The organism is Roseibium sp. MMSF_3247, from assembly GCF_030733765.1.
GTDB lineage: Bacteria > Pseudomonadota > Alphaproteobacteria > Rhizobiales > Stappiaceae > Roseibium.
This window is the reverse complement of record NZ_JASHII010000004.1, coordinates 74572-89450: the sequence shown is the minus strand read 5'-3', so window position 1 is coordinate 89450 and position 14879 is coordinate 74572. Positions and strand designations below refer to the sequence as shown.

At 56.0% G+C, this 14879-nt stretch carries 19 protein-coding genes; 1 reads left to right on the top strand and 18 read right to left on the bottom strand.

Annotated elements, in window-relative coordinates:
• Positions 1-176: 176 nt before the first annotated feature.
• The 7 genes from RBB44_RS14315 to speB all read right to left on the bottom strand — a co-directional run bounded on the left by RBB44_RS14315 (position 177) and on the right by speB (position 6416).
• A complete protein-coding gene (locus RBB44_RS14315; RefSeq protein ID WP_306148404.1) occupies positions 177-1025 on the bottom strand; it encodes an adenylate/guanylate cyclase domain-containing protein in 849 nt (282 codons plus the stop codon).
• 147 nt (positions 1026-1172) lie between these two features.
• Positions 1173-1577 (bottom strand): ACT domain-containing protein, encoded by a 405-nt coding sequence (locus RBB44_RS14310; RefSeq protein WP_306148403.1) that lies wholly within the window; start codon positions 1575-1577, stop codon positions 1173-1175.
• Positions 1578-1608: 31 nt separating this feature from the next.
• On the bottom strand, positions 1609-2043 hold the full coding sequence (locus RBB44_RS14305; RefSeq protein WP_209174975.1) for a hypothetical protein: 435 nt from the start codon (positions 2041-2043) through the stop codon (positions 1609-1611).
• A 35-nt stretch (positions 2044-2078) separates the two neighbouring features.
• On the bottom strand, positions 2079-3866 hold the full coding sequence (locus RBB44_RS14300; RefSeq protein ID WP_371932266.1) for a TRAP transporter permease: 1788 nt from the start codon (positions 3864-3866) through the stop codon (positions 2079-2081).
• A 62-nt stretch (positions 3867-3928) separates the two neighbouring features.
• Positions 3929-4885 carry a TAXI family TRAP transporter solute-binding subunit gene (locus tag RBB44_RS14295; RefSeq protein ID WP_306148402.1) on the bottom strand — a complete coding sequence of 319 codons (957 nt, stop codon included), beginning with the start codon at positions 4883-4885 and terminating at the stop codon, positions 3929-3931.
• A gap of 170 nt (positions 4886-5055) precedes the next feature.
• On the bottom strand, positions 5056-5442 hold the full coding sequence (locus RBB44_RS14290) for a cupin domain-containing protein (protein ID WP_306148401.1): 387 nt from the start codon (positions 5440-5442) through the stop codon (positions 5056-5058).
• Positions 5439-6416: an agmatinase gene (gene speB / locus RBB44_RS14285; RefSeq protein WP_306148400.1), complete on the bottom strand. Its 978-nt coding sequence runs from the start codon at positions 6414-6416 to the stop codon at positions 5439-5441. Before speB ends, RBB44_RS14290 begins: the two co-directional genes overlap by 4 nt.
• 154 nt (positions 6417-6570) lie before the next feature.
• On the opposite strand from speB, the gene RBB44_RS14280 reads away from it, so the two are divergent.
• Positions 6571-6882, top strand: a complete 312-nt coding sequence (locus RBB44_RS14280) for a multidrug efflux SMR transporter (RefSeq protein WP_306148399.1) — start codon at positions 6571-6573, stop codon at positions 6880-6882.
• Between the two features lie 38 nt (positions 6883-6920).
• Here RBB44_RS14280 and RBB44_RS14275 read toward each other — a convergent pair whose 3' ends face one another.
• From RBB44_RS14275 to RBB44_RS14225, 11 genes are all read right to left on the bottom strand, one after another.
• Positions 6921-7610: an SDR family NAD(P)-dependent oxidoreductase gene (locus tag RBB44_RS14275; RefSeq protein WP_306148398.1), complete on the bottom strand. Its 690-nt coding sequence runs from the start codon at positions 7608-7610 to the stop codon at positions 6921-6923.
• Between the two features lie 122 nt (positions 7611-7732).
• On the bottom strand, positions 7733-8239 hold the full coding sequence (locus RBB44_RS14270; RefSeq protein WP_306148397.1) for a hypothetical protein: 507 nt from the start codon (positions 8237-8239) through the stop codon (positions 7733-7735).
• A 153-nt stretch (positions 8240-8392) separates the two neighbouring features.
• Complete coding sequence (locus RBB44_RS14265) at positions 8393-8887, bottom strand: SET domain-containing protein (RefSeq protein ID WP_306148396.1); 495 nt, start codon at positions 8885-8887, stop codon at positions 8393-8395.
• 53 nt (positions 8888-8940) lie between these two features.
• The gene (locus RBB44_RS14260) at positions 8941-10179 is read right to left on the bottom strand and encodes an RNA polymerase sigma factor (protein ID WP_306148395.1); all 1239 of its coding nucleotides are present in this window, start codon (positions 10177-10179) and stop codon (positions 8941-8943) included.
• A gap of 31 nt (positions 10180-10210) precedes the next feature.
• Entirely contained in the window at positions 10211-10570 is a 360-nt protein-coding gene (locus RBB44_RS14255) for a YciI family protein (RefSeq protein WP_133946921.1), read from the bottom strand.
• A 488-nt stretch (positions 10571-11058) separates the two neighbouring features.
• Positions 11059-12231, bottom strand: a complete 1173-nt coding sequence (locus RBB44_RS14250) for an isovaleryl-CoA dehydrogenase (protein WP_008189642.1) — start codon at positions 12229-12231, stop codon at positions 11059-11061.
• Entirely contained in the window at positions 12228-12686 is a 459-nt protein-coding gene (locus tag RBB44_RS14245) for a GNAT family N-acetyltransferase (RefSeq protein WP_306148394.1), read from the bottom strand. The genes RBB44_RS14250 and RBB44_RS14245 overlap by 4 nt, the downstream gene beginning before the upstream one ends.
• Before the next feature lie 2 nt (positions 12687-12688).
• Positions 12689-13132: a PaaI family thioesterase gene (locus RBB44_RS14240; RefSeq protein WP_306148393.1), complete on the bottom strand. Its 444-nt coding sequence runs from the start codon at positions 13130-13132 to the stop codon at positions 12689-12691.
• Between the two features lie 2 nt (positions 13133-13134).
• Positions 13135-13533 carry a MerR family DNA-binding transcriptional regulator gene (locus RBB44_RS14235; protein WP_306148392.1) on the bottom strand — a complete coding sequence of 133 codons (399 nt, stop codon included), beginning with the start codon at positions 13531-13533 and terminating at the stop codon, positions 13135-13137.
• 79 nt (positions 13534-13612) lie between these two features.
• Positions 13613-14323 carry a GH25 family lysozyme gene (locus RBB44_RS14230; RefSeq protein ID WP_306148391.1) on the bottom strand — a complete coding sequence of 237 codons (711 nt, stop codon included), beginning with the start codon at positions 14321-14323 and terminating at the stop codon, positions 13613-13615.
• Between the two features lie 55 nt (positions 14324-14378).
• Positions 14379-14801: a VOC family protein gene (locus tag RBB44_RS14225; protein WP_306148390.1), complete on the bottom strand. Its 423-nt coding sequence runs from the start codon at positions 14799-14801 to the stop codon at positions 14379-14381.
• Positions 14802-14879 lie beyond the last annotated feature (78 nt).

The window sequence follows — 14879 nt, the reverse complement described above, 5'->3', positions numbered from 1 at the left end:
CTCCCTTGGCTGTTGTGCCGGTCACGACCGGCGGTTCTTTCCGGTCTGGTCAGCGCGCCGAGCCGAACCGGTTTGTCCCATGTGTAAGCGAAGAGCTGCGCTCTCGCAAATCTTGTCAGCGTTCTTAAGCCGAAAAGAGTTATCAGACCGGCAACATATGCTCACAAAGACGCTTTTCAATCCGGCCGGTGTGGATGAATGGGGAGTTTGTCGCCCCGACGCCCCGCGATCAGATGCCAGGCCAACATCATCCCAAATGGCAAAGACGGCCAGACAAACCACAGAGTCGACAGCCCCGACGTCAGCAAATTGAGGATGAAGAAGAACCCAATCATGAAAACACAGGACTGGACCCGCCTCGGTTGAGACCGGATCCACCGGCGCGCTTGTTCAAATCCGTTCGCCACCGCCTGCGTGTCTTTTTCCCAATTGCCACGACTGTTGGGTTCAGCAGTGTCCTGCAAATCGTCCTCTTTAGTTCCAGCGGTCTCAGGAGAGTTCCGGCCGCCCAAGCGCACAGAGAACGTCTGCACTGGCTCGGAGACGTTCTTGACCTGCTTAGGGCCAAGAGGCTCGAAGCCGAGCGCAAGTTTTGTGCGGACTTGGTCGTAAACCGATTGCGACAGCATAATGCCGCCCTTTGGTGCCAGTTCCTGCAGCCGTGCGGCGACGTTCACGCCATCACCATAGATGTCATCGCCCTCAATCATGATATCGCCGAGGTTCAACCCGATCCGGAACTCCATCCGGGTCGCGTCCGGCAACTCGGCGTTCTTATGAGACAGCTCGTTCTGGATTTCGACGGCGCATTGGACCGCCTCAATTACGGAAGAAAACTCCACGATGACCGCATCGCCCCATGTATTGACGATGCGCCCGTTATGGCGGGCTGTGAGGGAGGACATGATGCTGCGGTAGGTTTTAAGGCGATTGAGCGTGCCGTCTTCATCCTGCTCCATGAGCCTGGAATAGTGTGCAACATCTGCACACATGATCGCGGCCAAACGGCGCTTCGCCCGTTCCATCCATCTACCCCTGATTGCCCGGCACCCGATAACAAACTTGTGACCGGCACCTTAGTTAGGAATGGGAATCCTCGACTGAAATTGCAAGGAAAAACCTTTGTCAATTGTCGCAATGCCAACCGTCAGATGAGTTCCGGTCGCAGTATTTTATTGCGTTTCAGCCAGCGTTCTCAAAGCGTTCAGCGCATCTTCGGCCCGTTCTTCAGGAACAAAAACATGGTCGTGAAAAAACGCCGCAACCACGTTTGCCGGGATGCCCTGCTCCGCCAAGGCTTTGGCAACAGCTGCCGTCAATCCAACTGCGTCAAGCGACGAATGCACTGTCAGTGTGATCCTGCGAAACCAATCTGCCTCTGCCAGTCCGAGCTCACGTGCCCGTTCCAGCGGGAGAATGGCCGTCATGCCTTCCGTTTCGGAAAAAAGACCGATCGGTTCGTACTCGGCGAGTTCAACCAGGCTCTTGGTCGCGAACGTGCAAAACACATAGGGCTCGGGATCCAGCATCGGCCGCATGTGGGAGATCAGGTTTTGAAGGTCGGTCTCACCGGTCATGATTGTTCATTTCTATCAGTTAACTGAAGTTCTAGAAACGCGGCCATCGTCCCCGCCCAGCATCCCGGCCTGCAATATGCCAGTAAACCAAACCGGCGAGCGCACCGGAGCTCATAAACGACACAAGATCAAACAGGGTATACACCTGATCGTCTATCACTCTGGTGACCCCAAAACCTATAACTGCGCCGGACAACGTGTAAAAGATCGAATGTCGTATGTGAAATATCTCCGCTGTTATGAGAATAAAAGTGACGGGCAAAATACTCAGAGCGTAAGCAAAGAAAACCAAAACAAGTGTCACAATGAAGACTGCGGATATCGAACCAGTTGGCCGGTCAGTTGCCTCTGAGAAATAGCCAGATAGCAATAATAGGAAAATCAACAAAACTATTGCTGCTGTGACGCATCCATAAAAATACCCTTTCATTATCCGCCAGAGGGCAAAATCTTCATGTGCGGTCAACTGTTTCCCCTGTCATAGACTTCCAAAGCCCGAGACTAAACACCCGCCAGAAACACAACAAGAAGACCGCTGCCGATGGCCAAAAGTTTCTGCAGCGGCTTTGTAAACCCGATCACGCCAAAGGAAATCAGGGCGAGACCGAGCCCGATCTTGGCTGCAGCCAACAGCGCGAAAGTTGGCGCTTCCGACAGGGCAATCACCGACGGGTTGGCGATCATCGCCAAGGGAATGACGTAGAGCCCAATGCCCAGCGCCATCGCCGTGAAAGCCACTTTCAGCCAGTTTTCGCCGATCATCCCGGCTGCAATGAAAACCGCCCCACAGACTGGGGGCGTGATGGTAGAAATCAGCGCGAACCAGAACACAAACAAATGCGCCTGAAGCGGCTCAAGGCCCTGCTCGATGAGGGCTGGTCCAGCAACAGACACACAGATGACGTAAGCCGCCGTCGTTGGAACTTCCATGCCCAAAACCAGACAGGCAATGGCTGTCAGCAACAGCGCCGGCCACAAGTACCCCCCCGACCCGGAAAGGATCAACGAGGTGATTTTTACACCGAGCCCGGTAATCGCGAGAACACCAATGATGATCGAGGCGCAGATGATGATCGAGGCTATGACGGAGACTTGGCGCGCTGCATTTAAAAAGGCGCTTTCCAACCGTCCAAGGATCTCCTTGCCCGAAGCCACACCCTTTGCAGTGAAAAACAGAAGTAGAAAGCCTGCCAGAATGGCGAGGCAGGCCGCATATTGCGGTGTGTATTTCGCACCAAACATTCCGTAAAGCAGCACTGCAAAGGGCACCATGAAGAAAGCCGAGGTGATGAGCACCTGGCGGACCGGTGGCTGATCCTCCTTCGCAACGGCTTTCAGATCATGATGACGGGCATAGGCGTTGATCCCGATCCAGACCGCGAAAAAGTAGAGAATAGCCGGCAACAGCGCGGCCATCATGATCTGCGTGTACGGCACCCGGGTCAGTTCGACCATGACAAAAGCGCCTGCCCCCATCAGCGGCGGCATGATCTGACCACCAGAAGACGCAACAGCCTCAACAGCGCCAGCCAAACGTTTCGGATATCCCAGCCGGGTCATCGCCGGCAATGTGATTGCGCCTGTAGAGGCGACATTCGCCGACGCTGAACCCGAGATGGACCCAAAGAGGGCCGAAGAAAGCACGGACACCTTGGCCGCACCGCCCTTGAGACGGCCCGCGGCGGCCGCTGCCAGATTCATGAAGCCTTGGCCCGCTTCCCCGGCATTCAAGACCGCGCCGAAGATCACAAAGATCGCAACCACATTGACCGACACCCCGGTCAGGCTGCCCCAGATACCGCCTTCGGCGATGGTGAGGGTTCCAAGAAAGCTGGCCAGCGGTGTTCCAGAATGCCCAAATTCACCTGGAATATGCTGGCCGAACAACCCGTAAGCCAACGCCAGAGCAGCCACAATCGGCAGTGGCCAGCCGATGGCACGGCGAGCACCTTCCAAAACCACGATCAAAAGCACCGCAGCCACCCAATACTGAAAGGAGCCTTCCAGAAAGCCGTATTGATCGGACAACATGTCCTGATTGATTGCCACCCAAAGGCATGCAGCGACACCGAGGACACACAGCACAACCCCGCTTGCACGCTTGAGCAGTCCGCCTTCAACGAACAGGAAGATCCACGGCAAGGCCAAAGCAAGGTGCAGCGGCCGGCTGACAAGGTTCGGCACCAGGCCAGAAAAAATCAGTCCGAGGTGAAACACCACGAGGACAACGGCAAGGCAAAGCATGAGGGATCGCCAGACAGGCGACGTCGGGGTGTCAGTGCTGATCATGGAAACTGTTCAAAAAAGAGAGATCCGGCGCCAAATGAGCGCCGGACCGGGAGACAATTGCGTTACTTTTGAGCATCCGTGAGATCGATGCCCGCTTCCTGGTAATAGCGGACGGCACCTGGATGGATTTTGCCGGTGATGTTTTCCATCAGGCCCTGGTCAACGCCGTTCCACCAAGCTGCACCCTCACCCATCTTCGCCTTCTGCTCCCAGAAGGTCTTGGTCAAGGCGTAGGCCGTGTCGTCGTCCATCGCAGTCGTGGTGAAGGCGACCACCGGCAAGGATGTTGTGGTGATGTCCTCGCTCTGTCCGGCATAGGTGCCGGCCGGAATGACCAGCTTGGCCCGCTTGGATTGTGCGATCTGATCATCAGACAATGAAATGACATTCACTCCGGTCGATGCAGCTGCTTCAATAACGTTCGGTGCCGGCCAGGAGCCGGCGGTTACAAATCCATCGATTTGGCCATTCTTGAGCGCTGCAACCGCATTGGACAGCTCAACCTCGGCAAGATCGACCTTGCCTTCCAGGCCGAAGAGCTTGAGGTATTTCTCACCTTCACGCGCCCCAAAAGAGCCTTTGCCGAGCAGGATGGTTTTGCCTTCCATGCCTGCAAAGTCGGTCACACCGCTATTTTCGGACATAACAAAGTGCATGGTCAGCGACGGGATCGGAAAAAGGGCGCGGATCTCGTCAAATTTCGGATCGCCCTTGCCCTCGAACATGGCTTTGCCGCCCTGGGCAAGCCTCACGAGCACCGGTGGCGTCGTGAAGACATAGTCTCCGCCGCGCGCGCGGGCTTCCATCACGTTTTGAACAGAGCCCTGGCTTTCTTCAACGGTGACGATAATGTCTCCATTGCTGCCTTCCTTGACCGCTTCTGCGATCTGAACGCCCATTTGGTAGTAGGACGAGGTGGATTTCGCCGACTTGTAAGTGATGCGCGTTTCCGCTTGTGCTTGAACGGCACCAAACGACAAGGACAGGCCAATGGCCAGTTTCAAAAGACCGGATTTCATGCGTTCGCTCCCTATGGTTTTGATCAACGTTATTGGGAGCGCATCCAAGGCGCAATGCTATTACAAGCAGAAATGGTACGTCGGTTGTTTAAACCGGATCAGCTTGACCATAAAACGTCCAATAAACATCAGAAGCCTAAGTCGGAGATTATCCGGCAATCCAAGGCCGTTCAGGCGATGGTTGGCTCCCAAATTCCCTTAACAGGCTCGGCTTCTGAGTCTCCCGGCCATGGCGGCATGGAGATACAAATGAATTTCAGCGGCTGTTCGCCGTCGCAGCGGTATTGAAACGCAGTCCCAACCGGAATGTCGATGGACACTCCAGCTTCCAATACCACCGTTTCTTCACGCCCTTCCCTGGCACGCCAGATCTGACCGCGCCCCTCCAGCACATGCCAGAACTCACTCACCGTTTTGTGGCGCGTTGCCTTGTTGATCTGCCCGAATGGAACAGTGCTGTGGATCATGTTGCCGGTCTCGCCATCCATGATGAAGCGGATCTCAGCACCTGCAGGCGACATGGCATCGGGCTTATCAGCCAACGTTGTGGTTTTCATTGGCCCTCCTGGCCTTTCAGGTTCAAGGCCATATTGCACAAGAGTTCGAACATGATCGAAACACCCAGGAAGGCCGTCCCGCCGCTTTGATCGAATGGTGGCGACACCTCAACAAGATCCGCTCCGACAATATTGACCCCGTCGAGCATGCGCGCGACTTGCAGCGCTTCAAACGAATTCGGCCCGCCCACTTCCGGTGTGCCGGTTCCTGGCGCAAACGCCGGATCGACAAAATCAATGTCGTAGGAGACGTATGTCGCGCCATAACCGGCGATCTCCTTTGCCTCCGCCAGGACATCCTGCACGCCGCGGGCGAAATACTCCTCTATTGCAATGACACGAATGCCGACACTTTCGGCAAAGTCCCGGTCCTCAAAATCATAGGCCGTGCCCCGGATGCCGATCTGCACGACCCGTTTTGGGTCCAGCAGCCCCTCCTCGACTGCGCGCCGGAAGGGCGTTCCGTGGGTGTATTGCATGCCGCCGAAATAGCTCTTGAACAGATCCGTATGGCTGTCGAAATGGATCATCCCAACCGGGCCGTGCTTGTTTGCAATTGCTCGGAGTATCGGCAGGGAACACAGGTGATCGCCGCCCGCTGTCAGCGGTACAACACCCGCTTCCAGAACGTCATCATAGAACGCAGTCATGCGGTGCAGGCTGTCGTCGACGCTTGCCGGGTTGGGGCCGACATCCCCAAGATCCGCGCAATTGACCAGTTCAAACGGCCGGACGCCGGTGTCCCCGTTTTGAGCCCGGATCATTGTCGAGGCATCCCGGAGCTGCCGCGGACCGTGGCGCGGTCCCGGCCTGTTGGTCGTGCCGCCGTCCCACGGCGCTCCGATCAGCCCGATCTGCACGTCTGCCAGCCGGGGGCTGTCGAGTTCGACATGCGGCAGCCGCATGAATGTCGGCACACCGGCAAAGCGCGGCAGGTCGAACCCGGAAACGGGCTGAAAGAACGGATCTGACATGAACAACTCCCAAGGCGAGACGGCTGGAGCAAAAGGTGTCTGATTGAACATAACCAGACTTGAACCCGTCAAGGGACTTCTTATCTGTCAGTCACGCGGACGTCCGCGTATTCCCTAAAAATCAATCCGGGACGACCCGAGCATGGAGACAAACATGGCTTGGGTCTTGTTGTTATTGGCCGGCCTTTTGGAAATCATATGGGCGTATGCGATGAAACAGTCGCACGGCTTCAGTCGCCTCTTGCCAACCCTCATTATGGCAGTGGCCATGGCCGGGTCTTTCGGCCTGCTGGCCGTTTCGATGCGCAGCTTGCCGCTCGGAACGGCTTACATGATCTGGACCGGGATTGGTGCGATTGGCGCTTTTGCTGTCGGTGTCTGGATCCTTGGCGAAGCAATCACCCCGCAACGCTTGATCGCCGCACTGCTGATCGTCGCTGGCATGGTGACCATGAAACTGTCTTGATCACACCGCAAGCAACAGAAAGACCGGATCGGGGTGGGCTACCACTCGATCCGTTCGCCCATGTGATCAAAATAGCCGCCGGTCTCAGCCGGTGTCAGGCCATTGATCACCGACAGCAGGCGATCGGCGGCCTTTTCGGGCGCCTGCACCTCCAGACCCGATTTGGCAAACCCTTCGGTCAAAGGTGTCCGCACGGTTCCAGGATGCAGCGCCACACAGACCGCATGCGTTTTGCGCCGCGCGAGCTCAATGGACGCGGTCCGCACAAGCTGATTGAGGGCCGCTTTCGATGCCCGGTAACCGTACCAGCCCCCTAGACTGTTGTCTGAAATGGATCCAACCCGCGCCGAAAGTGTTGCAAAGACGCTTTTGCCTTCCTTGGGCAGGAGCGGAAGGAAATGCTTCATCAAGAGCGCCGGGCCGATGGCGTTGATGGCATAAGATTCTGCAAGCGCTTGGGGATCTAGCTCCCGAAGACTTTTTTCCGGCTTACGATCGCCGAGCGTCAAAGCACCAGTAGCATCAAACACGAGCCGCAGATCATCCCCCTGCCCGGCAACCCATTTGGCAGCGGCTTGAATGCTGGTCTCGTCAAGCAAATCCAAACCGGGATGGGTTCTGCGGGAAAGGCCAACCACGCGGTCATAGGGCCCGCTTTCATCCAACACCCGCACCAAAGCGGACCCGATACCGCCCGTTGCCCCAATCACAATTGCCAAAGTACCCATAGATCGTCCTGTTTGCGTTTATGTCGTTACGCAACAACGGCCAATCGGGATTTGTGGAGACGATGACAATTGTGGAGGGCAAGGCAGACCGGTTTGATTGGAGCCCGATCTGCCTTGAGATATCAGGTGCAGGTAATGTTCACATTGAGTTTGGCATCACCATTTTCCTGCATGGAAAAGGTGATCCTGCCATTGGCATCTTCGAACACGCCCGATCCACCGAGCACATCGCGGGTCTGGTCATTGGCGATCGTGCGAGTTTCCGGTGAATGAACTGGTTTATCGACCGTGTAAGCTCCCGACCGGGCATAGAGATTGCCGTTTTCAAAGCTCAGGACAACATCGGACGCCAGCCGGACCTGACCTGCATCATCTTCACCGAGGACCCGGGTTTCCCATTCAACTGAGCCGACCGCGTTGCCGTTGTTGTCGACCAGATCACTGTGACCGATCCGAAGATCACCGGGCATCGGTGCATCGGATCCCTGTTTGACCACTTTGACGACGCGGTGTTCATTCATCGGCGCTGTAACCGAAAATGGTTGGCATTGTTCAAGTGCGTGCGCACTGCCAATTCCCAAAGCTGCGGTGGCGAGAGTTGCTGAAATAAGTGTTTTTTTCAGGGGCATGTCATTCCTCCATGAGTTTGTGCCGTCCGATGCACTGGAGATGCGACCACCCGTTCATATATTCAATAATTATTTCAGATGTTTAATCATTAAATTTACTACAGGAAACCATGGCCTTATTGTAAGGCAATCAAACAAAATCAAATCTATATTTTATGTAATTTTCCGCGCCAAGTAATCCGAGAACCAACCAGCATACCGAACCTGCAGTTCTGCACGGCGCCAGTCTTGTCCGGTGATCAATCCGCGGCAGCGGTCAGTGCCGCAAGCGCATTCCATTTCCCAGTCATCGTCATCGCCCGTTGCATAGTCGAAACCGAGTTCTTCACCTTCCTTGATATCCCGCATCGCATGAAACGCAATCTGGCCCCGAATTCCGAGATTCGGTGCACACGAATGATTGAGATGCATCATCGAGCTTTCCCGCTCGTCAGCAGAAATCGGGCCAATAAACAGGTCGTCACCGATTTGGATCTCTGCCGGTCCCAAACTCTTTGCAAGTTCGTCGCGCCTTGCACGATCAAACACATGACCGCCTTTGACGACAACCAGCTCACCGTTGGGGATTGGCGCAATGGCAAAAAGACCGCGCCCTTCAATTCCGCTGGGTCGCTTTTCCACCTTTGGCGAAAACCAGGTCATCGTCATTGTGACAGAATTCCTTCAAATATCGTATGGCGAAATCGACCGATATCATCTGGTCATGACCGCTGCCTGACACACCGCCTTGCACGGTGTTCCAGAAACAACCGGTCTGCTTTTGCCTGTGCCAACGCGATTGCCTTCGAATAGGCGGAGTGCGCCTTGCCGAGGTGTCCGGCGCGATAAAGCAGTTCCGCCTTGGCGGCATAAAGAGGCTGATAGTCCGAGAGATCCGGCTCCAACGCCGCAATCAGCTCCAGTGCCTCGTCGAGGGCGCCGATCTCCGCCAATGCAACAGCCCGGTTCAGGCGGACCACATCCGTCGGCTCGAAAACCAGCAACTCGTCATAGAGCAACAGGATTTGCGCCCAGTCTGGTGATGCGCCTTCACAATGGCAGGCGGCAATCGCCGCTTTGATTTGGTAAGGCCCAAGTTTTCGGCGCGCCAGGGCAGTTTCGACCAGCGAGATGCCGTCTTGCAGTTCTGCCGACTTCCAGAGCCCCCGGTCCTGATCGAGAAAGGCAACGCGCGCTCCTTCGCCGTCAAACCGTGCGCCACGTCGCGCATAGTTGAGTGTCAAAAGCGCAAGGCACCCTTCGATCTCCGGGTCACCAGGCCGAAGTTTGTTCAATATGTTGCAGAGGAAGATAGCTTCGTGTGCGAGACCGCGTTGATCGTCCTCAGGTGCAGATAAGCCGGTTGTGAAGATCAGATAAACCACGCCCAAAACGGCATCGAGCCGTTCCGCCCATTGTTCGGGACCCGGCACTTCATACGAGATGCCTGCGCCACCAAGTTTCGCTTTCGCGCGGGACAATCGCTGCCCCATGGTAGTCTCCCGGTCCAGGAACGCCCGCGCGATTTCTCCAGTCGTCAGCCTGCACAAAGTGCGAAGCGTTAGCGCCATCTGGGATTTGGTTTCAAGTACCGGATCACAGCAGGTGAAGATCAGGCGCAATCGCTCATCCGGGATATCATCGTTTTCTTCAAGCCCGGACACCTCATCCATCATCATGGAAAGGTCGGTCTCGGCGCGATCGACTGTTTGTTTGCGCCTGATGCGATCAATTGCCTTTCGATAGGCAACCTTCAGGAGCCAGGCCTCAGGAGATTTGGGCAGACCGTTGCGCCCCCAGTGAGAGACTGCGGACACCATGGCATCCTGGAGGACGTCTTCGGCGAGTTGAAAATCCCGGAATTTGCCAATTAGAATTGACAATAACCGCCCCCGCTCGTCCCGGGCGAGGCCGCCCAGGACTTTGGCAACTGCGATGGCATTAGAAGCGGGCGCGGTCATGGAACCTTCCAGACGGTTTAAGACACCGCCGTCAGTCAGCGTCAGGATAGTCCATCACGGGCCGTACTTCGACCGTCCCGTATTCCGCGCTCGGGATCTGGGCGGCATAACCAAGGGCCGTATCAAGATCCGGAACATCGATAAGATAGAACCCGCCAAGGTGCTCCTTGGTCTCCGCAAACGGTCCATCCATGGTTTCCACTTTTCCGCCGCGCACACGCAGCGCTTTGGCCGTCTCCGCTTCTTTTAGCCCCTCGCCTGCCAGCATGACACCGTCCGCGGTGAGTTTTTCACTCAAGGCGAAATAGCCGGCCATCATTTTTTCAAATTCCGGAGTTCCGTAAACCGGTTCGCGGGCGGGGTCTGCATAGATCAACATCATGTATTTCATACTGAAATCCTCGTTTCCTCAGTGTCAAAAACTGTCAAAATCCAAAATCGGGCCGCGAGCAGACTTGTTCTTTTCCGACCAAATCGCAAGACGCTTACTCCCAAGGCATCCTTCAACCAATTGGAGGAAGTGAGCAGGGTTACCCCTATTCCGATCCAAGAGTGGACCCACTCAAACCCAATTCAGGTTTCAACACCCTTCAGACGTTCGGCGTCCGTCTTTTTCGACATGCCCGAAAATTAATTTGAAAAAATCGTCCGACCGCAGCAACAAGAAGCGCTTTAGAAACCAAAAAGCCCCGGCAGACAATGCCGGGGCGAGCTTGATGACAAACCTCATTCCTCTCGGTAGTCATCCTCGGCCTTGTGCCGAGGATCCATATTTTTCAAAATATTATGGATGTTCGGAACAAGTCCGAACATGACGCCGGAGGGAAAATCAGGCTTTGTCAGAAGTCCGGAGTCTTTTCCAATCTCGGGTGAGAAAAATCACGCTGTCTTAGAGAAGATCTCCCGGCCGATCAGCATACGCCGGATTTCTGAGGTGCCCGCGCCAATCTCGTAGAGCTTGGCATCACGCAGAAGCCGTCCGGTCGGATACTCGTTGATGTAACCATTGCCGCCGAGAAGCTGGATGGCATCCAGCGCCATCTTGGTTGCGTTTTCTGCCGCATATAGGATTGCGCCGGCGGCGTCTTCGCGGGTGGTTTCACCGCGGTCACAGGCCTTTGCGACCGCGTAGACGTAGGCCTTGGAGGCGTTCATGGAGACATACATGTCCGCGACCTTGCCCTGAACCAGCTGGAACGTGCCGATCGGCTTTCCGAACTGCTCACGCTCGTGAACATACGGGATGACCACGTCCATGGCGGCCTGCATGATGCCAACTGCACCTGCGGCCAGAACCGCGCGCTCATAATCAAGGCCGGACATCAGGACATTGACGCCCTTGCCGACTTCACCGAGCACGTTTTCCTCCGGCACTTCGCAATCCTGGAAGACCAGTTCCCCAGTTTCAGATCCGCGCATACCCAGCTTGTCGAGCTTCTGGGCAACGGAGAAACCTTTGAAATCCTTCTCGACCAGGAAGGCCGTCATGCCTTTGGGGCCCGCATCCATATCGGTCTTGGCATAGATGATCATCGTGTCCGCGGACGGACCGTTGGTGATCCACATCTTGGAGCCGTTGAGGATGTATTTGTCGCCCTTTTTATCGGCGCGCAGTTTCATCGACACAACGTCAGACCCTGCCCCCGGCTCGGACATCGCCAGCGCGCCAAGATGCTCACCGGACACCAATTTGCCGAGATAGCGTTTTTTCTGATCGTCATTGCCCCAGCGGCGCAGTTGGTTCACGCACAGGTTCGAATGCGCCCCATAACTCAGGCCGATCGAGGCCGAGGCCCGGCTGACCTCTTCCATGGCAATGCAGTGTTCAAGATAGCCGAGGCCGGAACCGCCCCACTCTTCTTCAACCGTGATGCCGTGCAAGCCCAGCTCACCCATTTCCGGCCACAGCTCGCGCGGGAACCAGTCGTCCCTGTCAATCTTCTCAGCCAAAGGCGCGATCCGGTCCTGGGAATAGGACCGCACTGTATCGCGCAGCATGTCAGCCGTTTCGCCGAGGTCGAAGTTGAAGCTTGGAAAATCGTTGCGGATCATACGCTGTCCTCCCATTTGCGCTTTTCGTAGCGCACGAAATTGCTCAGGATACCGACCCGGTCATAGAGCTGCCGGGCAACGTTGTTGTGATCGTGTGTGTGCCAGTAGACATTGCTGCAGCCGCTTTGCTCAGCCGCTGCGTAGACGGCCTCAATCAGCTTGCGGCCAACGCCGCCGCCGCGCTGAGCGTTGTCGACATAAAGATCTTCGAGATAGCAGGTCGGGGTAAGCGACCAGGTCGAGGCGTGCTCAAGGAAATGCACGAAACCGACCAGTTTGCCGTCTTGCTCCGCCACCAGCCCGTCATGAAAGCCATCTGAGAGCAGCCGCTCGAAAAGCCCGTCGGTGACTTCGTCAGCCAGGCTCTGCTCGTAAAACGCCAGATAGGCCTGCCAAAGCGGCAGCCATGCGGCTTTGTCCGCCCGCTCGATCGGTCTGATCGTAACTGGTGTCATGTTCAATCCTTCATGCCCGCAAGGCTCATAAGGGTGAAAAGTCCGGTTGCCACATGGACTTGGGTGTCGTCCGACAGCCCATAAACATCAGCACGGGCAATCGTTAGCGTCCGCCCCGGTTTCAGAACCCGGCCGCGGGCAACAAGCGTTGGCTGGGCCGCCGGATTGAGAAGATTGATCTTGTATTCGGTGGTCAGAACGCCAGTGCCATCGGCAAAAAGGGTCAGAGCCGCATAGCCGGCGGCGCTGTCGGCAATCGAGGATGTGGCACCTGCATGAAAGAATCCATGCTGTTGTGTCAGTTCCGGGCGCATCGACAGTTCCAGATCAACCGCCCCCGGTGCCAAATGGACCATGCGGGCACCGAGGTGCTCCATGAAGGCTTGCGCCTCAAAACTCTTGCGCACCCGCTGTTCCCAGTTGGTTGATCGCGGTTTCAAATCCATCTTCAACGCTCCTCATTGGTCACGGGGGAAAGCTCTTCCATACGCGCGAGCGCACCGGCTTCCACCTCTTCCAGTTCAAGTAACGTCAATTCAATGTCACGCTGTTTTTCCAAAAGCTCTTCGCGCCGTGCAGCGATTTTCTCCATCAGGAGACGCAGCTGCCCGGCTTCTCCTGGTGCACTGCCGTACATGCCAATGAGCTCTTTGACTTCCGCCAGCGAAAAGCCCAACCGTTTGCCGCGCAATATCAACTTTATGCGGGTCCGGTCACCGGGCGTGTACAGCCTTTGACGGCCACGGCGCTGCGGCGTCACCAACCCTTGCGCCTCATAAAACCGAAGCGTTCTGGTGGTGATGTCGAACTCTTGCGTGAGCTGTGTAATGGTAAAATAGCGCTGCATACCCGATCCTTCGCGGGCACATTTCCGTCTTTTTACGTTAAAGTCAATAGATCTTATTTTCGATATTTATTTCAATATTTTAACTTTGAATATCAACAACTGACAAATCGTTCTGGAGAACATTCAAATCAACGCTGCCGGATATTCCGTCGACAGTCCCGCGCTGGTGATACTGCCAAAGCACCCAATCTGAGGCATAGGACGGCGCATGCCAGATGGAGCGCACCCAAAGCCTGCGGTTCAGCCCATTGCCGCTCAAATACATCCGGTAGAACTCTTCCGGCGCATAGAAAATGACCCGCTTGCCCGCGATCGGTTCCACCGCCGCAACAAAGGCGCTTATTTCCCGCAGCACTTCGTCAGTTGTTGGCCGCCGGGCACAGTTTCCTTCAAACTCCAGATCAACAACGGGTGCCAGCATGTCCGGCTCGTCCGGCAGGACGGCCAAAAAGTTGCGCGCCTGCGAGGCTCCGTCCTTGCACAAGCTGAAGAAGTGATAGGCCCCCGTCGGCAGGCCGGCGGCCCTCGCCGCCTGCCAGTTGGCAGCAAATGCCCGGTCGCGGAAATCACCACCTTCGCTCGCCTTGATGTAAGCGAAGGCAACGTCGTCGCGCGCAGCCTTCACCCAGTCGATGTCGCCTTGATGATGCGAGACATCAATGCCGCGCACAGGAAAATCGTCCCGGTCCGGTTCCCAGTTCATGAAAAAGAAAGCCGCCCCTGCAATCGAAATCACACCACCGACGGCAATGTAGAACAAGGTCCGCAATACCGCTTGCAAGAATTTCATACCATCCCTCGCCGTCCCCATGCAGCGGCCACCATGGCGTAAAAGTCTTTATAATTTAGGCCAGAAAATTCGGCCAAAGCGGCGCCGATGCGAGTTCAAGAATATTGCCGTCCGGATCCTTGAAATAAAGGCTTGTGCCACCCGCCGGCCATACAACCTCGCTGATGATGTCGACGCCTTTCGATGAGAGGTAATCCCTCCAGGGATCGAGCTGATCATTTGAAATCCGGAAGGCAAAATGCCCATGCCCGCTTGTGTCATGGCCAGGAACAATTCCGCCCGGCGTTGAAACATCCTCTCCGGTGTGTCCGCGGTAGAAGACAAGAAGAGTCTGCGCCGGCCCCGCATCGTAGGCGAACAGCCGATCGCCAGCGACCATGCGCTTCAAGCCCAAAACCCCTTCATAAAAGACATGCGCAGCGTCCATGTCATCGACGTAGACCGCAGTCTCAAGAATTCCGTCCAATTTTGGCCGCACGCGCTTAACTCCTCATCGTGGCTGGCAGGGTCCAAGTTCAGCTTCGCGTCAGCTCCGCCAATTAGCCTGGTCCGAGAT

Coding starts and splice junctions, on each gene's coding strand:
- RBB44_RS14310 (WP_306148403.1), bottom strand. CDS start 1,577: ATGACCGGTGAGACCGACCTTCAAAACCTGATCTCCCACATGCGGCCG.
- RBB44_RS14255 (WP_133946921.1), bottom strand. CDS start 10,570: ATGAAATACATGATGTTGATCTATGCAGACCCCGCCCGCGAACCGGTT.
- RBB44_RS14290 (WP_306148401.1), bottom strand. CDS start 5,442: ATGAAAACCACAACGTTGGCTGATAAGCCCGATGCCATGTCGCCTGCA.
- RBB44_RS14230 (WP_306148391.1), bottom strand. CDS start 14,323: ATGAAATTCTTGCAAGCGGTATTGCGGACCTTGTTCTACATTGCCGTC.
- RBB44_RS14295 (WP_306148402.1), bottom strand. CDS start 4,885: ATGAAATCCGGTCTTTTGAAACTGGCCATTGGCCTGTCCTTGTCGTTT.
- RBB44_RS14265 (WP_306148396.1), bottom strand. CDS start 8,887: ATGACGATGACCTGGTTTTCGCCAAAGGTGGAAAAGCGACCCAGCGGA.
- speB (WP_306148400.1), bottom strand. CDS start 6,416: ATGTCAGATCCGTTCTTTCAGCCCGTTTCCGGGTTCGACCTGCCGCGC.
- RBB44_RS14260 (WP_306148395.1), bottom strand. CDS start 10,179: ATGACCGCGCCCGCTTCTAATGCCATCGCAGTTGCCAAAGTCCTGGGC.
- RBB44_RS14250 (WP_008189642.1), bottom strand. CDS start 12,231: ATGATCCGCAACGATTTTCCAAGCTTCAACTTCGACCTCGGCGAAACG.
- RBB44_RS14315 (WP_306148404.1), bottom strand. CDS start 1,025: ATGGAACGGGCGAAGCGCCGTTTGGCCGCGATCATGTGTGCAGATGTT.
- RBB44_RS14245 (WP_306148394.1), bottom strand. CDS start 12,686: ATGACACCAGTTACGATCAGACCGATCGAGCGGGCGGACAAAGCCGCA.
- RBB44_RS14280 (WP_306148399.1), top strand. CDS start 6,571: ATGGCTTGGGTCTTGTTGTTATTGGCCGGCCTTTTGGAAATCATATGG.
- RBB44_RS14270 (WP_306148397.1), bottom strand. CDS start 8,239: ATGCCCCTGAAAAAAACACTTATTTCAGCAACTCTCGCCACCGCAGCT.
- RBB44_RS14275 (WP_306148398.1), bottom strand. CDS start 7,610: ATGGGTACTTTGGCAATTGTGATTGGGGCAACGGGCGGTATCGGGTCC.
- RBB44_RS14300 (WP_371932266.1), bottom strand. CDS start 3,866: ATGATCAGCACTGACACCCCGACGTCGCCTGTCTGGCGATCCCTCATG.
- RBB44_RS14240 (WP_306148393.1), bottom strand. CDS start 13,132: ATGGATTTGAAACCGCGATCAACCAACTGGGAACAGCGGGTGCGCAAG.
- RBB44_RS14235 (WP_306148392.1), bottom strand. CDS start 13,533: ATGCAGCGCTATTTTACCATTACACAGCTCACGCAAGAGTTCGACATC.